At 72.4% G+C, this 24,571-nt stretch carries 9 protein-coding genes; 8 read left to right on the top strand and 1 reads right to left on the bottom strand.

Translation table 11 applies throughout. The features are described from left to right. The first annotated feature begins 127 nt into the window (after nucleotides 1-127). Together OKX07_RS16435 and OKX07_RS16430 are read left to right on the top strand one after the other, a co-directional pair. Nucleotides 128-1,036 (top strand): polymorphic toxin-type HINT domain-containing protein, encoded by a 909-nt coding sequence (locus OKX07_RS16435; protein ID WP_265629064.1) that lies wholly within the window; start codon nucleotides 128-130, stop codon nucleotides 1,034-1,036. A 38-nt stretch (nucleotides 1,037-1,074) separates the two neighbouring features. Continuing rightward, entirely contained in the window at nucleotides 1,075-1,371 is a 297-nt protein-coding gene (locus tag OKX07_RS16430) for a hypothetical protein (RefSeq protein ID WP_265629063.1), read from the top strand. A gap of 99 nt (nucleotides 1,372-1,470) precedes the next feature. Here the strand turns inward: OKX07_RS16430 and OKX07_RS16425 are convergent, their stop codons facing one another. Next, nucleotides 1,471-1,851 carry a hypothetical protein gene (locus tag OKX07_RS16425; protein ID WP_265629062.1) on the bottom strand — a complete coding sequence of 127 codons (381 nt, stop codon included), beginning with the start codon at nucleotides 1,849-1,851 and terminating at the stop codon, nucleotides 1,471-1,473. Nucleotides 1,852-1,980: 129 nt separating this feature from the next. On the opposite strand from OKX07_RS16425, the gene OKX07_RS16420 reads away from it, so the two are divergent. The 6 genes from OKX07_RS16420 (at nucleotide 1,981) to OKX07_RS16395 (ending at nucleotide 24,560) form a co-directional block, all read left to right on the top strand. Continuing rightward, entirely contained in the window at nucleotides 1,981-2,697 is a 717-nt protein-coding gene (locus tag OKX07_RS16420) for a DUF402 domain-containing protein (RefSeq protein WP_265629061.1), read from the top strand. A gap of 289 nt (nucleotides 2,698-2,986) precedes the next feature. Next, nucleotides 2,987-3,469 carry a RidA family protein gene (locus tag OKX07_RS16415; RefSeq protein WP_265629060.1) on the top strand — a complete coding sequence of 161 codons (483 nt, stop codon included), beginning with the start codon at nucleotides 2,987-2,989 and terminating at the stop codon, nucleotides 3,467-3,469. Between the two features lie 665 nt (nucleotides 3,470-4,134). Then, nucleotides 4,135-4,464: a helix-turn-helix domain-containing protein gene (locus OKX07_RS16410; RefSeq protein ID WP_265629059.1), complete on the top strand. Its 330-nt coding sequence runs from the start codon at nucleotides 4,135-4,137 to the stop codon at nucleotides 4,462-4,464. Between the two features lie 439 nt (nucleotides 4,465-4,903). Continuing rightward, nucleotides 4,904-21,250 carry a non-ribosomal peptide synthetase/type I polyketide synthase gene (locus OKX07_RS16405; RefSeq protein WP_265629058.1) on the top strand — a complete coding sequence of 5,449 codons (16,347 nt, stop codon included), beginning with the start codon at nucleotides 4,904-4,906 and terminating at the stop codon, nucleotides 21,248-21,250. Beyond that, nucleotides 21,247-23,226 (top strand): beta-ketoacyl synthase N-terminal-like domain-containing protein, encoded by a 1,980-nt coding sequence (locus OKX07_RS16400; protein ID WP_265629057.1) that lies wholly within the window; start codon nucleotides 21,247-21,249, stop codon nucleotides 23,224-23,226. Before OKX07_RS16405 ends, OKX07_RS16400 begins: the two co-directional genes overlap by 4 nt. Further along, the gene (locus OKX07_RS16395) at nucleotides 23,223-24,560 is read left to right on the top strand and encodes an aspartate aminotransferase family protein (protein WP_265629056.1); all 1,338 of its coding nucleotides are present in this window, start codon (nucleotides 23,223-23,225) and stop codon (nucleotides 24,558-24,560) included. The genes OKX07_RS16400 and OKX07_RS16395 overlap by 4 nt, the downstream gene beginning before the upstream one ends. The last annotated feature ends 11 nt before the right edge of the window (nucleotides 24,561-24,571 follow it).

Genomic DNA, 24,571 nt, shown 5'->3' with positions numbered 1-24,571 from the left:
TGTTTCGGGATACTGCTCGCGTCAGGTCGGTGTCCGACGATGCACCGACGTTGGTTAGGAGTCGATCCCGTGGGCGTGCACGCAGCGCGCGGCGGCGGGGAAGGCGACGGCGAACCAGTCGCGCACGGTGGCCTCGCGTACGTCGCGGAAGGTCGATGACGCCAAGCGTGCGAATGACCAGGCGCGTAAGGCGGCGGAGAACAAGAAGTCCGAGACGTGCAACTCGTTCGTCCCGGGCACGGGTGTGGTGATGGCCGACGGGTCGGTCAAGGCGATCGACGACGTGGCCGTGGGTGACACGGTCGTGGCGGTCGCTGCGGACGGGTCCAGGACGCACCGGCAGGTGGTCGCCACGATCACCGGGCACGGCGCGAAGGATCTCGTCGGCCTGACCTTGGTCGGGTCGGGGGGTGGTGGGCCGCCCGCGGGCGAGACGATCACTGCGACCGACGGTCACCTGTTCCTCACGGCCGGCGGCGAGTGGGTGCCGGCCAAGGACCTGCAGGTCGGGGACCAGCTCGTCGACCCGGACGGCATACCCGTCACGATCGGAGCGGTCGAGCACGACACGGTCGTCGCGCCGGTCCACAACCTGACGGTCGACACCGACCACACGTACACCGTCGTCACTGCGGGCCGCACTGACGTCGTCACCCACAACGACAGGCTGCCAGGAGGCAAGGGGTCTCGGGAGGCGATCAGTGATGCCCAGGATCTCAACGACTCGTGTCCCGCGTCCGCGCGGAGCCCTAGTTTTGTTCCCAGCCCGAAGCGCGGGCCGACGCAGCGAGGGAACGCCGCGCCAGGCCCGACGAACGGTCAAGGGGTTCTTGACGAGTCGGTGAGCATCGGCCCCAACACGACACGGCGCGTGGGGGTCGACAAGGAGAACGAAGAGTTTGTGGTTTTCGACGAGACTCACCCAGGAAAGGGAGAGTTCCACGGGCATGTGCGACAGTGGAATGAACTGAATCACCAGATGCAGAACGCTCTCCAACAGGCAGGTCTGGTCAACAGGAAGGGCAAGATGCGATGAGTCGGCGGACTTACTGCGAGCCGGGAGGCCTCGGGCGCGTGGATCTGGCGCGGTCTCTCGCGGAGCGAGACCTCCTCACGCTGCGCGAGGCGATTATCGCCATCGCTCTTCGCGATCCTGACCGGGTATGGGTCGAGGAACAGCTCGCGGGACTGATGCACGATCCAGATGGATCGGTCCGCTCGGTCGCGGCTCTCGCTGTTGGGCATCTGGCGCGGATACATGGGGCAGTCGACGATCAGCTACTCATTCCCATACTGACAGACCTGCTGAGTGACCCGGACGCGCGGGGGAACGCCGAGGTCGCCCTGTATGACATCTCGACCTACACCTGACGGATCGTTCAGGGCGCGAGGGACGGTCGGGACCGGTTGATCGACGTGAATGTGTCGATGACTTCCCCCGAAGGTCGCGATCAACGTGATCGGTGTGGGTTAGCGGCTCGTCGAGGGGTATTCGAAGCTCAGGGCCGCGAGCAAGGCGTTGGCGGACATCCCGAGGTGGAACCCGAAGGTCGTGCCGGACTCGGCGGCGATCAAGCAGGCGAACACCGCTGCGGAGCAGGCGAAGGCGGCGGCGAACCAGTCGCGCACGGTGGCCTCGCGCACGTCGCGTGAGGTCGACGACGCCAAGCGGGCGAACGGCCAGGCGCGCAAGGCGGCGGACAACAAGAAGTCCGAGACGTGCAAGACGAACTCATTCGTGCCGGGTACCGGTGTGGTGATGGCTGAAGGGTCGGTCAAGGCGATCGACCCTTGGCCGTGGGCGACACGGCCGTCGCCGTCGCCGTCGATGGGTCGACCACGCACCCGCACGTGGTTGCCACGATCACCGGGTACGGGGCCAAGGGCCTCGTCGGGTTGACGTTGGTCGGCTCGTCGCGACCGTCCACACCCTCACCGTCGACACCGACCACACACCCGGCCCGTCGGTACCGTGGGCCGGTGGTCCACGACGAGGTTCCGCTCCCGCCCGTGCCCGAACCGCCCCCGTTCGAGCGCGGCGCACCCGTCGTGCTGCGCGGCGTGCGGGACCACGGCCGTCCGCACGGGGTCGCCGTCGGCTACGCCGTCGCCGGCACGGTGGTGCTCGACGACGACGACGTCATGGTCGTGTCCACCCGGCCCGGCTCGGGGGTGCGCATGCGCGCGGGGACAGGTGCCGGGCCGAACGGCCGGATCGTCCTGCCTGCGGCGTGGGACGGCACGTACGACGAGCGTGTCTGGCAGGGGCACACGGTGGTGCGCGTCCACCGGCGCGGTGACCGGTGGTCGGTGTGGCGGTGGCACGACGGCGAGCGGTGGACGGACCACTGGTACGGCAACCTCGAGTCACCGTGGCGTCGGTCCACGGTCGGCTTCGACACGCAGGACTGGGCTCTCGACGTGGTCGCCGCAGGCAGCCCGCTCGGCGGCCCGTGGACGGTGGGCTTCAAGGACGAGGACGAGCTCGCGTGGATGGTCGACCGCGGCTACGTCACCGACCTGCAGGCCCGCCACGTCCGCGTGGTCGGCGCTCGGCTGCTGCAGCACGCGAGGGACGCAGGCTGGCCGTTCGACGCCGACTGGGACGCGTGGTTGCCCGACGCGCGATGGGCAGCGGTTCCCGTGCCGGACGGCTGGGAACGTCTGCCCGGCGAGGACGACGGCGAGTCTCCCTGAGGGTGTGCGGAGCCAGGCGAAGATCGCGGCCAGGACGGCGCCGCCGCGGTAGGTCAGGGCGAGTTCTTCGTAGCGGGCAAGAAGTCCGAGACGCGCAACTCGTTCGTCCCGGGTACGGGTCTGGTGACGGCCGACGGGGGCGGTGGGCCGCCAGCAGGGCAGACGATCACCGCGCCGACGGTCACCGGGTGAGCGGGGTGTCATGCCGCTGTCCGAGGAGTGACGGGAGCGCCGGCGTCACGCACGTGTCGGTAGCGTCGCCGGCACATCGACGTCGGGAGGTCGCACGATGCCGTGGTCCGCGGAGCAACGCCTGACCGAGCTGGGGATCGACCTGCCGACCCCGGGTTCCCCGCAGGCGACGTACGCGAGCTGCGTGCAGGTCGGGGCGTTGCTGTTCGTGTCCGGCAAGGGTCCGGGCGCGCCGCACACGCCCGGCAGGCTCGGCCGCGACCTGACGACGGCCGACGGTGCGCGGCTCGCACGGTCTGCCGGGCTCGAGGTGCTCGCGACGGTCCGCGACTTCCTCGGTTCGCTCGACGCGGTGGTGCGCGTGGTGCGGGTGCAGGGGTTCGTCAACGCGACCGAGGACTACGCGGAGCACCACCTGGCGCTGGACGGCCTGTCGACGCTGTTCGTCGACGTGTTCGGCGACGCCGGCATCCACACCCGGTCGGTGCTGGGGGCGGTCTCGCTGCGCGGCGGGCTACCCGTCATCGTGGAGTGCCTGTTCGAGGTCCGTGAGACGACGGGCGCGCCGTCCCGACCGTGAGCCGTGGGCTCGGGCCCGCGAGCGCCGAGCGCGCAGCAGCGCGGTCACAGCATTCAAGACTATGAGAGTCTTCTCATTCTTGGCCCTTTTGTGGACAAACGTCCATGAACCGCGGTAACGCGGACGCAACGAGGCGACCTGGGAGGACGCCTCCGCAGCCGTGTCATGAGCCCGGCGCGGGCCCGTGACTGCGCGGCCTGTAGCCGTCTCGCGATCCGGGCGCATCTGGCAGGCCGCAGGCCGCTGGCCTTGGGTGAGCCCTGCTCGACCGCGCAGGGGCCGGTCGCGAGGCACGGTGGCGCTGGCGTCGGCGTGCGTAGGGGGTCGGTATGTCCACGCGTCCACGTCGCTCTGTCGCGCGTCACGTCACGGCGTACGTCGTCGCGCCCGCCGTGACGGTCCCCGGGGTCGAGCGGCCCGCCGACGCCCGCCGCGAGAGCGACCCCCACGGCGTCCCTTGTCGGACCACATCAGCTCTGCGGCGCACCATCAAGTCGTCGTGGACCCCACCGTGGTCGAGTCCCTCCAGCGGAATGTGCCTGCATCACGGGCCGGTTGACGTCACACCGGTCGTCCGAGATCGAGCATGCCCGGCACAGCCCTCGTTCTGGCTCGACATTCCGGTCAGAACCTGACGATCAATCCGAGACGAGAGGTCGCAGGACGTGGCGAAGCCCCAGATCACCGCCCGGCACTGGCAATTTCTTCGAGCGTTGGCGAGGCACGGCAGCATCGGCAGCGTCGCCAGGAACGAGCACCATTCGGAGACCGCCGTCCGGCGGCACCTGAAAGACCTGTCGCGGGCGTGCGCGGTCGAGGTCGTCGACACCAGTGACGGCGTCGCCCGCGTCACGGACGCCGGCATGATGCTGCTCGACAGGCTCGCTCCCATCCTCGACGAGCAGGAGTGGGTGGCCAGTCGCATGCAGGAGCTGCTGACCCTGCGAGAGGAAGACCTCGCCGACGGGAAGCTGGTGTCGGCGACCTCCCGCTGAGCGCTCGGGCCGGACCCGCCCGCCCTCGTCCCGCGTCCTGGCCAGCCCTCGCGGCGAGTCTCGAGGGCGTCCTCCAGCGACGGTTGATGCGTCCCGAGGAGCAGTTACCAGACAGCCGGTATCACCGCGGGAGACGCCACACGACGCCGAGATGAATTGTCACTCAACTGCGCATCGAGGCGCATAGCAGAACGGCGGGGCGTAGTCCACGGACAAGAGCCCTCAGCCGACCACCTTTTTGCGGCGGTGAGGGGGTCTTCCGGGCTGTCGGGCGCTCGTTCAGGATGGCGATATGACCCCCCCGAACCGTTTCGTGCCCGCGGCTCCGGCAGGCGTGTCTCGGGATTCCGTGCCGTACCGGACGCTTCTCGGCCGGACCCCGCACCTGGTTCTCCCCATCGATCCGAACGCGGCTGCCGGCCGTAGGGAGCAATAAGAGATGCACGTCCTCCCGATGTCGTCGTCGCAGCTCGGAATGTACTTCGACGCCCAGGTCCGGAACGCGTCGGACTATCACGTCGCGGTGCACCTGCGGATCGCGCAGGTCCTGCCCGAGCGGTTCGGCGGTGCGGTCCGGCGCGTGATGGCTGCGCAGCCGGCGCTGCGCAGCGCCGTGCGGAACCTCCGTGGCGGCGTCTCGTACGTCGTCGTGCCGGCCGACGAGGTCGAGACGCCGGTCACCTCCCACGACCTGCGGGGGCAGGACGGCGCCCAGGACGCCTTCGACGCGATCGTGGCCGAGGCGACGTCCGCTCCCTTCGACCTGGAGACCGCGCCGCTGTTCCGCGTGGTCCACGCCCGGTTCGACGGCGAGGACCAGGCCGTCGTCGTCTGCCACCACCTCGTCGCGGACGGACTGTCCGTCAGCTACCTGGTCGAGCAGGTCATGGAGCTCGCGCTCGGCGACGACGACCTCGCCGCGGACGTCGTGGAGGACGCCGGACTCGCCGTCTACCAGGAGAAGCAGACCCAGCAGCCCAGCGAGCGCAAGGCCGCCCGCAACCGGGAGTTCTGGGAGCAGAGCCTCGCCCGCCAGGAGGCGCCGGACCTGTCGCACTGGCTCGACCCCACCGCGGGCGACGTCGTCGGACGGGAGGTCCGCGTGCCCGTGGACGCCCGGCTGGTCGACGCGCTGCGGACCTGTGCCCGGGACGCCGAGGTCTCCGAGTACACCGTCTACCTGGGCGTGTTCGGCCTGCTGCTCGCCCGGTACGCGCACACCGACGACGTCGCCGTGTCGATCCCGTTCACCGACCGGCCGGCCCTCGAGATGGAGCGCAGCATCGGCTGCTTCATCCGGACGCTGCCCGTCCACGTCGACGCGACGGCGACGGCGACCGTCCGGGAGCTGCTCGGCCGGCTCCACAAGGCGGTGCTGGGCTCCTGGAAGCACCTCGACCACCCGGTGACGAGGCTGCTGGGCGACCACCCGGCCCTCGCCCGCGTGTTCGACGTGACGTTCATCCACGACGCGTTCAGCTACCCCGAGGGCGTGCACGGCGCGGTGCGGCAGGACGTCAGCGCGGTGCGGCAAGATCCGGTTCCCTTCCCCGGCACGCTCACCGTCATCCTGGAGCAGGTCGACGGCGCCACGGAGCTGGTCTTCCAGTACAAGGACCCGGTCCTGAGCGAGCAGAAGATCCGGCGGTTCGCGGACCGCTACGTGACCCTTCTCGAGCAGGTCCCCACCTCGCTGGACGAGCCCGCGGCGTCGCTCCGCGAGTCGTCGGCCGCCGCCGACGCCGCCCTGCTGGCGGAGCTCTCGCAGACCCACTTCTACGACTGGACCCCGACGCACCTCGGCGACCTGTTCCTCGCGAGGACGACGGCGGACCCGGCAGGGATCGCCTGGTCCGACGCCTCCCGCGAGTACTCGAACGCCTGGGCCCACGACGCGGCCGTCGTGGTGCAGCGCCGCCTGCTCGACCTCACGGGCGGCGAGAAGAAGCGCGTCGCCGTCCTGCTCCCGCGCGGTGCGGAGCTGCTCGCCGGGGTCTTCGGCACCGCTCTGGCCGGCTCCGCCTACGTGCCGCTGTCCGCGGGGACGCCCGCCGAGCGGCTCGCGCAGATCTTCCGCGACGCGGACATCGCCGTCGTGCTGACCACGTCGGATGCGGACGCCGCGTTCCCCGACGGCGTCATGCGCCTCGACATCGACACGATCGACGAGCTCGTCGCCCTGCGCGACGACGAGCGGGTCGAGATCGGCGTGCGGCCCGCCGACGTCGACGTGTCCCCGGACGACGTCCTCTACATCGAGTACACCTCCGGGTCGACGGGCGTCCCCAAGGGCGTCGTCATCACCCACGCCAACATCCAGAACACCGCCCTCGACCTGGAACGACGCTTCCCGCTGCGGGCGCACGACGTCTACCTGCTGAAGACGGCCTTCACGTTCGACATCTTCGGCACGGAGGTCTACGGCTGGCTGGTCGGCGCCGGGCGCCTGCACGTCCTGCCGCCCGGCCACGAGGGCGACGTCCTGGCGGTGGTCGACGCGATCCGCACCGCCGGCGTGACGCACGTGAACTTCACGCCCACCATGCTGCGCCTTCTCGTGGGAGCCGCCGAGTCGGGCGACCGTGCGGCCGCCCTCGCGTCGCTGACGTACGTGTTCAGCGGGGGCGAGGCGCTGACGGCGGACATCGTCGAACGGTTCTGCGCCCTGCCGTTGACCTGCTCCCTGGAGAACGTCTACGGCCCGACCGAGGCCACGATGTGGGCGACCCACACCACCATCACCTCCGCGGACACCGCCCGGATCGCCCCGATCGGCACGCCGCTCAACGACTACCGCGTCTACGTCGTGGCACGCTCCGACGCCCTGTGCGGCGTCGACGTGCCGGGCGAGGTGTGCATCGCGGGTGCCGGTGTCGGCGTCGGCTACCTGAACCGGGACGAGCTCAACGCGCAGCAGTTCGTCGCGAACCCGTTCTTCGACGACGCCCGCGACCCCGAGCACATGCGGCGCATGTACCGCACCGGCGACCTCGGTCACCTGCGCGAGGACGGCCGGTTCGCGTTCATCCGGCGCATCGACCGCCAGGTCAAGGTCGGCGGCGTGCGGATGGAGCTCGGCGAGATCGAGCAGGCGCTGCTGCGCACCGAGGGTGTCGTCGAGGCGGCGGTCGTGATCGACGACGGCGTCGTCCCGCCGCGCCTGGCGGGCTTCTACACGACGCGGGCCTCGACGGGTGCGAGCACCGAGCCGACGACGGCCGACGTGCGGGCCGCGCTGGCCCGCACCCTCGAACCGCAGATGATCCCGTCCGTCCTGCTGGCGATCGACGCGCTGCCCACGTCGACGGCGGGCAAGCTGGACCGCAGGGCGCTCAAGGAGCAGCTCGCGGCGATGCGGGCGCAGGCGGGCGCCGCGCCAGGGCTGCCCGCACCGGGGGACCAGGCGGTGGCGTCGCCGGACGCGCAGGCCACCCGCGGGTCGTCGGCACGCACCGGCACCGCCGCGCCCGGCGGCACCCCCGTCACCGAGCGCGTCGCGGCGCTCTGGCGGACGGTGCTCGGCACGAGCACGCTCGACCCGCGCGCCTCGTTCTTCGAGCAGGGCGGCAGCTCGCTCAGCCTGATGAGCCTCCAGCTGGAGCTGAAGGAGGAGTTCGGCCGCGAGGTCCGGGTCACGGAGCTGCTCAAGCACCCGACGGTCGAGGCGCAGGCAGGGCTGTTCGAGGATCTCGAGGAGCCCTCGCACCAGGAGCCGTCCGAGACTGCCGGGACCGGCGAGACCGCCGAGACCGCCGCGGCCCCCACGGCCCCGGCCGCCGTGCCCTGCGACATCGCCGTCATCGGCATCGGCATCCAGGTGCCCGGCGCGAGCGGCGTGCACGAGTTCTGGTCGAACCTGCGCGACGGTGCCGAGGGCATCACGTTCTACGACGACGACGAGCTGCGCGCGCTCGGCGTCCCGGAGAGCGACATCGCCGCCCCCCAGTACGTCAAGGCCGCCGGTCGCCTCGACGGGGTCGGTGCGTTCGACCACACCCTGTTCCGCATCCCGCCGGCCGAGGCCGACGCCACCTCGCCCCAGCTGCGCCTGCTCTACGAGACCTTCTGGCAGGTCTGCGAGGACGCAGGCTACGACCCGACCGCGCTGCCCGGCCGGGTCGGTGTGTTCGCGGGTGGCAACGACGACTTCGCCTGGTACCAGGACAAGGTGATCGGCGCCGACAGGTACGGCGACGCCTACCAGAACTTCACGCTGGCCACGAACCACTTCCTCAGCACGCGGCTGTCCTACCAGTTCGACCTGACCGGGCCGTCCATGTCGGCACTGACGGGCTGCTCGACGTCGCTGCTGACGGTGCACCTGGCCGTGCAGTCGCTCCGCCTCGGCGAGTGCGACCTGGCCGTGGCGGGCGGTGTCACCCTCGAGCTGCCCAACGGCGGTGGGTACCACTATGCCGACGGCATGATGTTCTCCCCGGACGGCCACTGCCGGCCGTTCGACGCGCGCGCGGCGGGCACCATGTTCTCCAACGGCGCGGCACTGGTGATGCTCAAGCCGGTGGACGCTGCCGTTCGGGACGGCGACCGGGTCTACGGGGTCATCAAGGGCTCGGCCGTGGGGAACGACGGGCGTCGCAAGCTCTCGTACACCGCGCCCAGCGAGGACGGCCAGTGCGAGACGATCCGCGCCGCCTACGAGTCCTCCGGGATCGACCCGGCGACCGTCAGCTACGTCGAGGCGCACGGCACCGGGACGCTGCTCGGCGACCCGATCGAGGTCGCGTCGCTGGCACGGGCCTTCGAGGGCGTCCCCGCGGGCGAGGTCCTGCTCGGCTCCGTGAAGGGGAACGTGGGCCACACGGACTCCGCCGCCGGGTCGGTGGGGCTGAGCAAGGTCGCGCTCAGCCTCGAGCACCGGTACCTGCCGGGCACGCGCAACTACGCGGACCCCAACCCCCACATCGACTTCCGGAGCACCCCGTTCCGGGTCACCAGCCAGGGCGAGCCCTGGCGCGGCCGCGCTCTGCGCGCGGGCATCAACTCCTTCGGCGTCGGCGGGACCAACGTGCACATGATCGTCGAAGAGGGCCCCCGGGCCGGCGCCACCCAGGACAACGCGTACGAGGTGCTGCAGTTCTCCGCGGCCAGCCCGGAGGCGCTGGACCGCACGGCGGACGCCGTCGTCCGGCACATCGCGACGCACGCGGACGTGTCCGTGAGCGACGCCGCCCGGACGCTGTGCCAGGGACGCGCCCAGCTCACGCACCGCAAGACCATGGTGGTGTCGGCGGCCGAGCCCCGGGACGCGGAGCGGTGGGCGGAACGGCTCCGCTCCGCCCCGGCCACGCAGGCCCGGTCCGGCGCGCGGACGGCGCTGCTGTTCTCCGGGCAGGGGAACCAGTACCACGCGATGGGGCGCGGGCTGTACCTGAGCGACAGCCCGTCGGGCGTGCTCTTCCGCCGGTGGATGGACGAGGTCATCGGTCACCTCGCCGACGACGAGGCGGCCCAGCTCCGCGACGTGCTGTACGGCCCCGAGGGCGACAAGCGGATCCACCGCACCGAGTGGTCGCAGCTCGCGCTGTTCGGCTCGCAGCTCGCGGCCGCGAAGGTGCTGGAGGCCTTCGGCGTCGTCCCCGACGTGCTGGTGGGGCACAGCATCGGCGAGCTGACCGCGGCGGCGCTCGCGGGCGTGTGGGAGCTCGGCGACGCCGTGCGGCTGGTCCGTGAGCGGGGCAGACTCATGCAGGCCCAGGAGCCGGGCGTGATGATCGCCGTGCTCGCGCCCGCGGCACAGGTCCGGGACGTGATCGCGGGGATGGACGGGGTCTGGCTGTCGCTGGACAACTCCGCGATGCGGTCCGTGGTCGGGATGCGGAGCGAGGTGGTCGACGCCGTCGTCCGTCAGCTCGACGACGCCGGGTTGCTGGGCATCCCGCTGCAGACGTCGCACGCCTTCCACACGCCGATGATGAGCGACGCCGCGAAGGCGTTCGAGGAGGCCGTCGCCGGCGTCACGACGCGCGACCCGGCGGTGCCGATCATCTCGAACCGCACGGGCGAGGTCGTCGGGCCGGGCGAGATGACGGACCCGGCGTACTGGGGTGACCACATCACCGGCGAGGTCCGGTTCGCCACGAGCCTCGCGACGCTGCTGGCGGACGGGCCGCTGTTCGGCGTCGAGATCGGACCGGGTCCGAGCCTCTCGACGTTCGCGGCGCACGACCCCGGCAAGCGGCACGACCACGTGTTCGTCCACGTGCTGAAGCGCGCCGCGGAGAAGGATGCGGACGAGGCGTGGCTGCTGAACGCCCTCGGCACCCTGTGGAGCGCCGGGCTGCCCGTGGACTGGACCCACCACACCACGGGCCGGCGCATCTCCCTGCCGACCTACTCCTTCGACCGCCATCCCCACCCCGTCACCACGACCACCAGGGTCGCCTCCGGCGGCGCCGCGGCCGTCCGGCCCCTGCCTGCCTCCCCGTCCGCCGACGTGGCCGGTCCCGCCGGCGGTGACGTCGACCTCGTCGCCGCGGTGCAGGCGACGTTCGTCGCCGTGCTCGGGTACCCGGAGGTCGCCGCCGACGCCGACTTCTTCGCGCTCGGCGGGGACTCGCTCAAGGCGACCGGGCTCGCCGCACTGCTCAGCTCGCGGCTCGGGGTGGTCGTCACCGTCGCGGACGTGTTCGCGGCGACGACGCCCGCGGCGCTCGCGGAGCGGTTCGCCCCGGCGGCGCGGGCCGCGGCGGACGGTGCGCCGTCGGCGGGCGTGCACCGCCTGGCACCCGCACCCGCGCAGGACGACTACCCGCTCAGCCCTGCGCAGGTCCGGATGTACATCGCGGCGCAGCTCGACCCCGCCGCGCTCGTCTACAACATGGCGTCCGCCACGTGGCTCGACGGCACGCTCGACCCGGACGCGCTGCGCACCGCCGTGGGCCGCCTGGTCGCGCGGCACGAGCCGCTGCGCACCACCTTCGCGCTGCGCGACGGCGGGCTCCGGCAGGCGATCGCGGATCCCGGCACGACCGGTCCGCTGCCGCTCGTCTTCTCCACCGCGGCACACGTGGGCCAGGACGTCGTCGACGGGCTCATGGACCGCTTCGTGCGGCCCTTCGACCTGGGCACCGGCCCGCTGTTCCGCATGGAGGTGGTCGACGGCGGCAGCAGCGGCAGCCTCGTGCTGTTCGACATCCACCACATCGTCGCCGACGCGGTCTCCGCCGAGATCATCGCCCGCGATCTCGGCGCCCTGTACGCCGGCGACCTCGAACCGCTCGACGTGCACTACAAGGACGTCGTCGTGCACCACGACGAGACCCGTGCCCGGCTGGTCGCCGAGTCCGCGGCGCAGCTCCTGGAGACCCTGCGGGACGCGCCGACGGCGGCGCTCCTCACCACGGACCGGCCGCGCGGCGCCGCGCGGGACGGGGCAGCCGGACGCGTGAAGCAGCACCTGGACCCTGCCCGCATGCGGAGCGTGCGGGTGCTCGCGGAGGCGCACGACGCCACGCCGTTCATGGTCCTGCTGTCCGCCTGGGGCGCGACGCTCGCCCGCACGACCGGCCGCGACGACCTCGTGATCGGCGCGCCGGTGGCCGGTCGGACCCTCGCGGAGACGCAGGAGATGGTCGGCATGTTCGTCAACATGATGCCGATCCGGCTCCGCCCGGAGCCGACGACGTCGTTCGGCGACTACCTCGACGCGAGCCGCAGCGCGGTGGTCGACGCCCTGCAGCACCAGGACGTGCCGTTCGACCGGGTCGTCGACGCGCTCGGCCTGGAGCGGGTCCCCGGCCGGCACCCGCTGTGCGACGTGTCGTTCGACTACCACAACATCGAGCGGCACGACGTCGCGATCGACGGGATCGCGGCCCGCGAGCTCGAGGTGAGGCCGGCGGGCGTCGCCATGGACCTCGTCATCACCTGCACGGAGACCGCCGACGGCCTCGCGGTCGAGCTCGACTACGCGGCCGGGCTGTTCGACCGGGCCACGATCGAGCGGCTGGTCATGTGCTTCGAGGCCCTCCTGGTGGCCGCGTGCCAGGACGACGACCTCCCGATCGGCCGGATCCCGCTCGGCACCCCGACCGACGCGATCCGCGCCCGGCTCGTCGCCGCCCCGTTCACGCCGGTGCACGAGCTCGTCGCGCAGCGGGCGGCGGAGCACCCGGCGGCCGTCGCGGTCATCGACGGGAACGGTGATCGCTACACGTTCGCGCAGCTGGACGGCATGGCGAACGCGCAGGCCGCGCGCCTGGTCGACGCCGGGCTGCGGCTCGGCGAGCACGTCGCGCTGTTCACCCGGCGGGACGTGAACCTGCTGGTCGCGCAGCTGGCCATCCTCAAGGCCGGCGGCGCCTACCTGCCGATCGACCCCGAGCAGCCCGTCGCGCGGCAGGAGCGGATCCTCGCCGACGCGGCGCCGAGGTTCGCCTTCGCGGAGCCGGGTCTCGCGGCCGCGCCGGCCGTCGGCACGGTGTTCGACCTCACCACCTGCACGGCGCGCACGGCACCCGCCCCCGCCGGACGCCCCGCCGGACCCGTCGTCGGGCCGGACGTCCCGGCGTACGCGGTGTTCACCTCAGGGTCCACGGGCCGGCCCAAGGGCATCCAGGTCAAGCACCGTGGCGTGACGAACCTGTGGCACGACCACGCCGCGCGCGGGATCTTCGCGCCGGGCGACGTGATCATCAGCCTGGCGGACCCGACGTTCGACATCTTCACCTTCGAGAGCCTGCTGCCCCTGGCCTCGGGTGCGGCGGTCCACATGTGCCCGGTGGACGACCAGAAGGACGCCGCCGCGATCGCCCAGCGGGTCGAGGCGTACGGCGTGACCCACATCCAGGCGCCGGTGTCGAAGATGGCGGCGCTCTGCGGCAACCGGCTGTTCCGCGCCCAGCTGCCCGCGCTGCGGGTGGTGGTCTGCGGGGGCGAGCACTTCTCCGAGAACCTGCTGGCGCTGCTGCTCCAGGAGAGCGGCGCACGGGTCTTCAACATGTACGGGCCGACCGAGACCACGGTGACCGCGACCGTCAAGGAGTTCGCGCCCGGTGACGACGTGACGATCGGCAGCGCCGTGTCCGGTGCCGCCGTGATCGTCGTCGGCGAGGACGGGACGATCCTGCCCGCCGGCGAACCGGGCGAGCTGTGCATCGCGGGCGAGGGGCTCGCCGTCGGCTACATCAACGACCCGGAGAAGACGGCGGCGGCGTTCACCACCCTGCGGGAGCTGCCCGGCGTGCGCGTCTACCGGACCGGCGACGCCGGGTACCTGCGGCCCGACGGCGAGATCGTGCTGTCCGGGCGCCTCGACCACCAGGTCAAGGTCAACGGCAACCGGATCGAGCTCGGCGAGATCGAGAAGACCGCGATGCGTGCCGACGGCGTGACGTACGCCGTCGCCACGGTGTCCGACGGCGACCTGGTGCTGCACTACACGGCGCAGGACGCCGCCGACCGGTCGGCGGCGGTCCTCGCGCAGATCGACGCGGCCCTCCCGGCCTACATGCGCCCCGCCCGCCTCCGCCAGGTCGCGGAGATGCCGAAGCTCCCCAACAAGAAGGTCGACCGCGCGGCGCTGGAGGCGGCCGCGGGGCAGACCGCGGCGCCGACTGCGCCGACCACTCCGACGACCACTGCACCGGCCACGGCGCCGACCGCGCCTGCCGGTGACGTGCTCGAGGTGATCCTCGGCGTGTGGGCCGAGGTGCTCGGGCGGAGCGTCTCGGCCGGTGACAACTTCTTCGACGTCGGCGGGAGCTCCTACAAGCTCATGCTGGTCAACAACCGTCTCGGCGAGGAGCTGGAGCGGAGCATCCCGCTCGTCCGCCTCTTCGAGAACCCGACGCCGCGGGCCCTGGCCGAGGCGCTCGGTCATCGGGCGGTCCCGGCGACCGGCCCCGGTCGGGCGGACTCCTCGGCAGGCCCCACCGCGGCAGGTCCCGCCGCGGCAGGTCCCCCCGCTGCCGACGAGACCGGCACCATCGCCGCGGTCGACATCATGGGGATCACGGAGTGGGCGGATCAGCGGCAGCACGCCGAGGCCCAGGACCCGGGCCGCAAGATCGCGGTGATCGGCATGGCCGGTGTCCTGCCCGGCGCCGCGACCGTCGCCGAGTACTGGGACAACCGCTTCGCCGGCGTCGACAGCATCTCCCGCTTCACGCGCGACGAGCTGCTCGACGCCGGGTTCGACGAGGCCACCGTCGACGACCCGCGCTACGTCAACGCCCGCGGGTACGTCGCTGCCGACACCTTCGACGCGGACTTCTTCGAGTACTCCGCGCACGAGGCCGAGACCATGGACCCGCAGGTGCGGCTCCTGCACGAGACCGCCTGGCACGCGCTGGAGGACGCCGGCTACGTGCCCGGCGAGTTCCCGGGCGACATCGCGCTCTTCGCCGGCAGCGGCACGAACTTCGCCTGGATGGCCCGGTTCCTGCGGCGCAAGGACGACCCGATCGGGGCGTTCGAGGCGATGACGATGAACGAGAAGGACTTCCTCGCCACGAAGGTGGCCTACAAGCTCGGCCTCACCGGCCCCGCCGTGAACGTGCAGACGGCGTGCTCGACGTCGTTGGTCGCCATCCACCAGGCCGTCAGCTGCCTGCGCCAGGGCGAGGCCGACATGGCGCTCGCCGGCGGCGTCGCGCTCAACTTCCCGCGCACCGAGGGCTACACCTGGCACGAGGGGATGATCTTCTCGGCCGACGGCGTGTGCCGCCCCTTCTCGCAGGACGCCAACGGCACGGTCGGCGGCCAGGGTGTCGGCGTCGTCCTCCTCAAGCCGCTCGACGCGGCCCTGGCCGACGGCGACCACATCTACGCGGTGATCGCCGGCAGCGCGACGAACAACGACGGCCGCGCCAAGGTCGGCTACACCGCTCCGAGCGTGCGCGGTCAGGAGCAGGTCATCCGCAGCGCCCTCTCGGACGCCGCCGTCGAGGCCGAGGACGTCATCTACGTCGAGACCCACGGTACGGGCACCGTGCACGGCGACCCGATCGAGTACCAGGCGCTCGCCAACGTCTACGGCGGGAGCCGCCCGGTCGCGCTGGGCGCGGCCAAGGCCAACGTCGGCCACCTCGACGCGGCCGCGGGCGTCGCCGGGTTCTTCGGCGCCGTCGGCGTCGTCCACCGCGGCATCATCCCGCCGATGGCCAACTTCACGGCCATGAACCGGGGCATCGACGCCGCGGGCTCGATCTACGTGCCCACCCGGGCGACGGCCCCTGCCGGGGGCGTGCCGTTCGCCGCCGTGAGCTCCTTCGGGATCGGCGGCACCAACGCGCACGTCATCCTGGAGCCCGCCCCGGTGCGCCCGGAGCCGTCGGACAGGGACGACGGCGGCGAGTGCCTCTTCCCCGTCTCGGCGCGCACCGAGAGGTCCCGGCGCCGGATGCAGGACGCGCTGGCGGACTTCCTCGGTGCGGGCGGCCCGGCGCTCGACGTCTCGGCCACCCTGGCCCGGGGCCGCGCGCAGTTCGAGCACCGCGCCGCCGCGATCCGTGTGCCCGGCGGAGCCCTCGAGTGGATCGAGCCGGGAGCGCACGCGCTCGCGATCGACGCGTCGGACGGGGTGCGGCTGACGCTCCCGGCTGGCCTGCCGGACGACACCTCCCCGGCCGGTCAGCCGTTCGTCCGGGCGCTGAACCTCGTGCTCAGCGTCTTCGAGGACGGCCTGCGTGCCCAGGTGCGCGCGGCGTTGTCCGACGTCGGCACGCCGGACAACCCCCCGATCGATCGCATCTCCCAGCTCGTGGTCCGGGTGGCGATCGCCCGCTTCGCCGGGCCCGACAGCCTGCACGCACGCGTCGGGGACGACCGGCTGCTGCGCATCGCCCTCGGCGTCGCGACCGCGGAGATCAGCTCCGGCGAGGCGATGGGGCACCTGAGGGCCGGGACGGCGCCGGAGCGGGCGCTGCAGGCGGTGCCGGAGGTGATCACCCCTGCCGAGACGGGTGGCCTGGTCACGCTCGACGTCCTGCGGCGGGTGCTCGCGACCCGCTGGGTGCGCGGTGCCGACGTCGACAGGACGCTGTTCTGCGCGGACGGCCGGCGCGTCCCGGCGCCGGGCTACGCGTTCGAGCCGCGTCCCTTCCTCTCCGACATCCGCTGGGACGACCTGGGCCTCGCGTCCGACGTCGAGCCTCCGGCGGTCACGACCGGCCTCGACCACGAGGCCGTGCGCGGGACCTGGGTCGAGGTGCTCGGCTCCGAGCCCACCGACGACGCGGACTTCCTCCGCTCGGGCGGCGACTCCCTGGCCGCGGTGAGGTTCACCGCGCTCGTCGAGAAGCGCACGGGCGTCGCGATCACCGTCGGCGAGATGTTCACCGACGCGAGCTACGCCGCGATCCGCACCCTCCTGACCGCCAGGGCGGCGCAGACCCAGGCGTCCACGCCGACCCCGCCGTCGACCGACCCCGCACGCCCCGCCCCTGCCGAGGTCGTCGAGACGCCGGCGTCGCCCGCGCAGCGCAGGATGTACGCCGTCTGCGCGCTCCGCGACGACGACACGGCGTACAACCTCGCCATCGCGTACCGGGTGACCGGCCGGCTCGACGTCGAGCGGCTCCGGGACGCGTTCCGGCAGATCGTCGGGCGGCACGAGCAGCTGCGCACGTCGTTCCACCTGGCCGACGACGGCACGCTGGTGCAGCGCGTGCGCACCGAGGTGCCGGACGTGGTCCGCGTCGTCACGGCCACCGCTGCCGAGGTCGAGGCCCGCCTCGCGGCCGGGCCGCGGCCGTTCGACCTCACCGACGCCCCGCTGCTGCGGGTCGAGATCCTGAGCGTCCGCGACGACCTGCACTACCTCCTGCTCGACCTGCACCACATCGTCGGGGACCAGACCTCCCTGGGCGTCATCGCCGACGACCTCTCCCGCGCTCTGCGTGGCCGGTCCCCGGCCGCGGCGCCCCTGCCGTACGCCGACCACGTCGCCGCGCTGGCCCGGCTGGCGGAGACCGGCCGGCTCGATGCGGACGTGGAGTACTTCGCCACCGCGTTGCGCGGCGACCTCCCGCGGCTCCAGCTCCCGGCGGACCGCACCCCGCCGGAGCCCGCCACGCTCGACGGCGACCGGCACGGCCTGACCTGCACGGCGAGCCGTCGGGCCGTGACCGACCTGGCCCGGGAGTGCGGCGCGACGCCGTACATGGTGTTCCTCGCCGCCCTCACCCGCGTGCTCGGCCTGTACAGCGGCCAGCGGGAGTTCCTGCTGGGCACGGCCGTGTCCGGCCGGCACGTCCCCGGGAGCGAGCACACCGTGGGGATGTTCGTGAACACCCTGCCGCTGCGCGTCACCGACCTGTCGGACCGCACGGTGCGCGACGCGGTCGCGGCGGCGAAGGACAGCGTGGCGGCCGTGCTCGGCCACCAGGACGCACCGTTCGAGGCGGTGCTGGCCCGGCTCGGCATCCGGCCCGGCGGTGACGCGAACCCGCTGTTCGACGTCCTGCTCAACTACGTCAGCACCGGCACCGAGGAGCTCGAGCTCGACGGCGTCCGGATGGAGCCGCTGCCGCACGGCCGGGTCAAGAGCCGCTACGCGCTCTCCTTCAGCGTCGCCGAGCGCACGGACGACCTCGTGGTGGACATCGAGTACCGCACCGAGATGTTCGACCACGCCACGATCGCGCGCCTCGGTGCCCAGCTGGACCTGCTGCTGCTCGCCATGACGCAGGACGCCGGACGCCGCGTCGCGGAGCTGCCGCTGGAGACGCCGGACGAGCACGCGAGGCGGCGCGCCGAGCTGACCGCCGCGGGGCCCGCGATCACCGAGCCGCTGCTGACCCGGATCCGGGAGTCGTTCGCCGAGCACGCGGACCTGCCCGCACTGCGCTGGGACGGGCAGGAGTGGAGCTACGCGGACCTCGACCGCCTCACCGACGACCTGGCCGGAGGGCTCCAGGACGCGGGGGTCCGCACCGGTGACTTCGTGCTCTGCCTCCTGGAGCGCGGGCCGTGGCAGGTCCTCACCCGCGTCGCGCTCATGAAGTGCGGCGCGATCGAGGTCCCGCTCGACGTGGACCTGCCCGACGAGCGGGTCGCCGGGATCCTGGCCGACAGCGGTGCCGCCGTGGTCCTGGCCACGGCGCCGGAGGCGTGGGAGCGGCCCGGCGTCGTCGCCCGCCGTCCCCAGGACCTGACCGGGACGTACGCACCGCCGTCGGACGTCACGGCCGACAGCCCCCTGGTCATGATCTACACGTCGGGCACGACGGGCCTGCCCAAGGGCACCCTCGTCACCCACGGCGGCGTGCTGAGCACCTGCTCGGACAACGGCTACATGGACTACGCCCCGGGGATGCGGGTCCTGCACCTGACGGGCTGCACCTTCGACCCGTCGCTGCTCGACGTCCACAGCGCGCTCCTCGCCGGCGCGACCCTCGTCATGGGCGGCCACGAGCACGCCAGGGACATGAACCTCCTGGCGGACCTGCTCCGCGAGGAACGGGTCGACGCAGGCATCCTCATCACCGCGGTGTTCCACCTGCTGATGGCGGAGCGTCCCGAGGCGGTCGCGGGGATGTCCGCGCTGTACGTCGGCGGCGAGGCGATGCAGCCGTGGGCGGCACAGCGCGCCTTCGACGTGCTGGGGGCCGGGAGGCTCTGGAACCTGTACGGGCCCACGGAGGCGTCGGTCTGCACGACGTCCTTCCGTGTCGACGAGTACCCGGACTTCGCGCGGATGCCGATCGGTGGCCCCGCCCGGAACCGTGACCTCTACATCGTTCACCCGGACGGCACCGACGTCCCGCGCGGGGTGCCCGGCGAGCTCTGCGTGGGCGGCCCGAGCGTCGCGCTCGGCTACCACCAGCGGCCCGGGCTGACGGCCGAGAAGTTCGTGGACGGCCTCGCCGGGGTCGCCGGCCGCGTCTACCGCACGGGCGACCGCGTGGTGCTGGACGACGCCGGACGCATCGTCTACCTCGACCGCATCGACCGGCAGGTCAAGCACGCCGGGTACCGGATCGAGCTCTCCGAGATCGAGCTCGCGCTCCAGGGCTGCCCCGGGGTGTCCGACGCCGTCGTCGTCCACACCAAGGACGGCAACGACAGCCGGCTGACCGGGTTCTGCCGGGCGGAGCCGACGACGGACGGGCCGACCGAGGCCGGGCTGCGCGACCAGCTCGCCACGAGGCTGCCGCGGTACATGGTCCCGCAGCGCGTGATCGTCCTGCCGGAGTTCCCGCTGACGTCGCACGGCAAGGTCGACCGTGCACGGCTGGCCGCCCGGATCGACGCCCCCGTGGGTGCCGCCGGGGCCCGGACGGCTCCGGACGCGGTCGGGAGCCGGCCGGTGGGCGATGTGCTGGCCGTCTTCCGGGAGGTCCTCGCGGCGCCGGAGCTGGCCGGGACCGCTGACTTCTTCGCCGCCGGCGGGCAGTCGCTCCAGGCGATCGCCGTGGTGCGCAGGCTCCGGGAGTCCGGTGCGGAGCTGCAGGTGAGCGACCTGTACCGGCACCCGACGGCGGACGCTCTGCGCGCGTTCCTGCAGCCCGAGCCCCCGGCCGGCGCGCAGCCGGAGCCCGCGGACCGCGGCGGGGAGCCGCGGCGCGCGGTCTCCGCGGACCAGTTCCGCAGGATCGTCTCCTGGGCTGCCCACGACGCCCACCGCGTCGCGGAGTCCTACGCGGGCGAGCCCGCCGCGCACGGCTTCGACATCGGTGCCCTGGCCCGGTTGCACCGCGCCAGCGGCACCGAGACCGGCGGCTTCATCCAGACCGTCACGGGCGTCGACGTCGAGGACCTGCGGGACGGCATCGGGCGGACCGTGGTCCGCCACGAGTCCCTCCGCGCCCGCCTCGTGGGGGACTCCTTCGAGATCGTCGGCCCCGACGCCTTCGGTGACCTGTCCGGCCTGATCGCGGTCCAGGACGCCCGCCGGATCGACAGGGACCAGGTCGCCGCCCTCGTCGGTGACCTGGCGCACGCCCTGCAGGCGCAGCCCTTCACCGACGGCCTGCTCTGGCGGTGCGTGGTGGTCCGGGTCTCCGACGACGAGCTGCGGCTGGTCTGGGCCTTCCACCACGCCGTCTTCGACGGGTTCAGCGCAGGGATCCTGCGGGACGAGACGGTGCGTGCCGCCCGGGGCGTGGAGCTCCCCGCTCCGCGGCAGTTCGGCGCGTACCTCGCGGCCCTCGCCGACGCCCCGGACTGGAGGGGAGGCCTCGAGGGCTTCGACCACGCCGACTGGCTCGCGGCGAACCTCCGGGCGGGGCACGCCGTCGCGGGGGAGCCCGCGGCGTCCCGGGCCCCGGTCCAGCGGTACAGCTTTCCGCTGGTCGGCGGCGAGAACCCGCTGGACGCGGCCTTCGCCGTCCTGCACGCGCAGCTCGCCCGGCACAGCGGTGGGGACCGGGTCGCCATCGGCTTCGTGACCAGCTCGCGTCGCTGGGCGGGGCAGGACTGGTCCGACTGCGTGGGCGAGTTCCTCGACGTCGTCCCCGTGCTGCTGACGGGCGACGGCGACCAGGCCGCGGTGGCGGACCGCCTCGCCCGGGCGCAGCGGTCCGGCCTGAACTTCGTCTCCGCGCTGGCCGCCGAGCCCGAGGGCCTCGGCGAGGCCGGACCGCTGCGCGCCGAGGACCTCCACGCGCTCCGAGCCGCCTACTGGAACGACCTGGGGAAGCTCGACCTGACCCTCGTCAACTTCCAGGGCCACATCCCCGCGGACGAGATGCCGGAGGTCTCGCCGAGCGGCGGACCCGGCCTGGCGCGCACCCACATCAACGTCTGGCACGACGACGACGCCCTCCACGTCGAGTGGATCAGCGACGCCCGGGTGCTGCACCAGGTCGGAGGCCCACGATGACCGCTGTCCCCGCCACCGCCGCCGCGTCGGCCACGCCCGTGGTGATCACCGGCCTGGCGCTGCGCCTGCCCGGCGCCGCCACCCAGGACGACTTCTGGCAGCTCCTCATCGACGGCGTCGTCCGCACGGCTCCGGTCAGCGCCCGCCGTCGTGCGCTCGCGCGCGCGCCGTGGTGGGACGACGTCATCGGCGAGGTCGAGGGCATCGAGCTGTTCGACGCCGGGTTCTTCGGCATCGACGAGCACGAGGCGAGGTTCATGGACCCGCAGCACCGGGTCGGCATGGAGGTCGCGTACGACGCCCTGTGCGATGCCGGTCTGGCCGAGTCGGGCGTGAGCGACAGCCGGCGCTACTCCGTGCACATGGCCATGACCGGCAACCCCTACTACGGCCTCGTCTGCCGCTACCTCGACGAGCACGGCCCGGCCGGTCTGCCCCCGCGCACGATCATGAACACGTACCACGGTGCGCTGGCCGCGCGGATCTCCCACCAGTTCGACCTCACCGGACCGGTCATGGCCGTGGACACGGCCTGCTCGTCGTTCCTCTCGGCACTGGTGCAGGGCATCGACTCCATCCGGAACGGGGGGTGCGACGGCGCCGTCGTCGGCGGGGTCAACCTGCTCAGCGCCGCCTACACGACGATGCTGTGCAACGCCGGCGGCATCACGACGTCGCACCCGCACACGCGCGTGTTCGACGAGGAGGCGGACGGCACGCTGATCGGCGAGGGCGTGGTCGTGGTCGTCCTGGAGCGCCAGGACGTCGCGCGGGCGCGGAACCGCAGGATCTACGGACGGATCGCGGCGCACGCCATCAACAACGACGGCTCGTCGCTGAGCATCATGGCGCCCAACCCGCGCGGTCAGGGCGCCGTGATCCGCGACGCGTACGCGGACGGCGTCGTGGACCCCACCGCGGTCGGCTACATCGAGACGCACGGCGCAGGCACCCGGGTCGGCGACCCCATCGAGGTGAACGCGCTGTCGAAGGTCTACCGCAAGGAGGACTTCGGCGACGCGAAGATCGGGCTCGGCTCCGTCAAGTCCAACATCGGGCACCTGCTGAGCGCCGCCGGCGGCGCCGGCCTCGCGAAGCTCCTGCTCAGCCTGAGGAACGGGCAGATGGCGCCGAACGTGCACCTCACGACGATCAACCCGCTGCTCCGGCTTGAGCGGACGCCGTTCGAGGTGATGACGTCACCCCGGCCGTGGCCACGGGTGGACGGACGGCCGCGGGTCGGCGCCATCACGTCGCTCGGTCTCGGCGGGACGAACGTGCACGTCGTGGTCGAGGAGGCCGACGACGGCGGGCGCCCGCGCGGTGCGCTGCCGGAGCCGGTGGTCTGTCTCTCGGCGACGTCGCAGGACGCGCTGCGCCAGATGCTCACGGAGGTCGAACGGCACACCGCCGGCGGCGCCGACCCGTACGACCTCGCGATGACGCTCGCCCGTTTCCGCCCGGCCTACGCCTGGCGGGCGACCGCCGTCCTCGACCCGGCGACCGGTGCGGTGACGCAGACCCGCATGAACCACGTCGCCAAGCCCGACCGCCGTCCCAAGGGCGAACCGCCGCGGACGCTCGAGGCCGCCGCCGAGCGGTTCCTCCACGGCGGCGCGATCGACTGGACCGAGTTCTTCCCTGACGGGACCGGGACGACCCTCCGTCTCGATCCGTATCCCTTCTCCCGGCTGCCGTACTGGCTGGATGCTGACCCACCGAAAGGAACTGACATGACGAAGGACGAGATCAAGGCCGTTCTCATCAAGGGGATCGCCTCTGAGCTGTCCATCGCCCCCGGCGACGTCGGGGACGACGAGGGCTTCGCGCAGCTCGGCGTGTCCTCGGTCCAGGCGCTGAAGATCGTGAACCGCCTGCGCAAGGAGCTCGACATGGACATCAACCCGGTCGCGCTCTTCGAGTTCAAGACGGTCGACGACATCAGCGCGTACCTCGCCGAGGAGCGTGCCGCATGACGGCGACCCTGGACACGACGTCGAACCGCGCCTACCACGACCGGGTCAAGAAGGTCCTGCCCGGCGGCGTGCACTACAACTTCAACATGCCCTGGGAAGAGGTGCCGATCCACTTCACGGGCGGCCGGGGCAGTCGTCTCTTCGACATGGACGGCAACGAGTACCTCGACCTGTACGCGCGATTCGGGGCGATGATCCTCGGGCATTCCCACGAGGAGTACATCGAGGCGCTCGGGACGGCGATGCGGGACGTGCTGTGCGCCAGCCACACGGACTTCGACGCCGACGCGCTCGAGCTCATGAACCGGCACATCCCCTGCGCGGAGATGGTCCGGTTCGCCGTGTCCGGCTCGGAGGTCCTGCAGGCGGCGCTCCGCCTGGCGCGCGCGTACACGGGGCGGAACCGGTTCGTGCGGTTCGAGAACCACTACCACGGCAGCTACGACAACATCATGGGCGGCCGCGTGCCCGACCGCGCCGACCCCGTCCCGGTGGACTTCCGCGGTGACCTCAAGGGCACCGCCGGACGCGCCACCGACATCATGGCCGACCAGTCGTTCATGCTGCCGTGGAACGACGCGGACGCCCTGGAGACGTTGCTCGCCGAACGCGGTGAGGAGATCGCCTGCGTGCTCACCGAGCCGGTGTGCGTCAACGGCGGCTCGGTCGAACCCGCCCCGGGATACCTGGAGCGGGTGCGCGAGCTGTGCACGCGGTACGGCGTCGTCCTCATCTTCGACGAGGTGATCACCGGCATGCGGATGGGGCTCGGCGGCGCCCAGAAGGCGTTGGGCGTGACGCCGGACCTGGCCACCTTCGGCAAGGCGCTCGCCGGTGGCGGCGTCCCGATCGCCGCGCTGACCGGCAAGCGCTCGATCATGGAGCTGCTGGAGAGCAAGAGGGTCGTCCACGCGGGCACGTTCAACGGGTACTCGCTGGGCACGGCCGCCGTGCGGGCGACGTTCGAGATCCTCGGCCGCGACGACGAGGCGGCGCTGACCGGCATGCGCGGGCGCGTCGTGGCGATCCAGGAGATCCTCCGCGCCGAGGCGGAGCGGGTGGGTCTGCCGCTGATCGTGCAGGGCCCCGCAGGGCTGGCCTCGTTCCACTGCCGCGAGACGCCGCTGGAGGCGCCCTCCCAGTACGACTTCGACCTGATGGGCAAGGACATCGTCGTCACCTCCGCCCTCGCGCGGCACGGCGTCCTCGTGTCGAGCATCTCGCGGATGTACGCGAACGCCTCGCTGTCCGACGCCGACGTCGAGTTCTTCGCCGACCGGGCGCCGAAGGCCCTGGTCGAGGCCAAGCACCAGATCGACGAGATCTACTCATGAGTCCGGAAGGA

The sequence above is a fragment of the Cellulomonas sp. S1-8 genome (genome assembly GCF_026184235.1).
Taxonomy (GTDB): Bacteria; Actinomycetota; Actinomycetes; order Actinomycetales; family Cellulomonadaceae; genus Cellulomonas.
The sequence above is the reverse complement of the archived record's forward strand: the minus strand, read 5'-3'. Positions and strand labels throughout refer to the sequence as shown.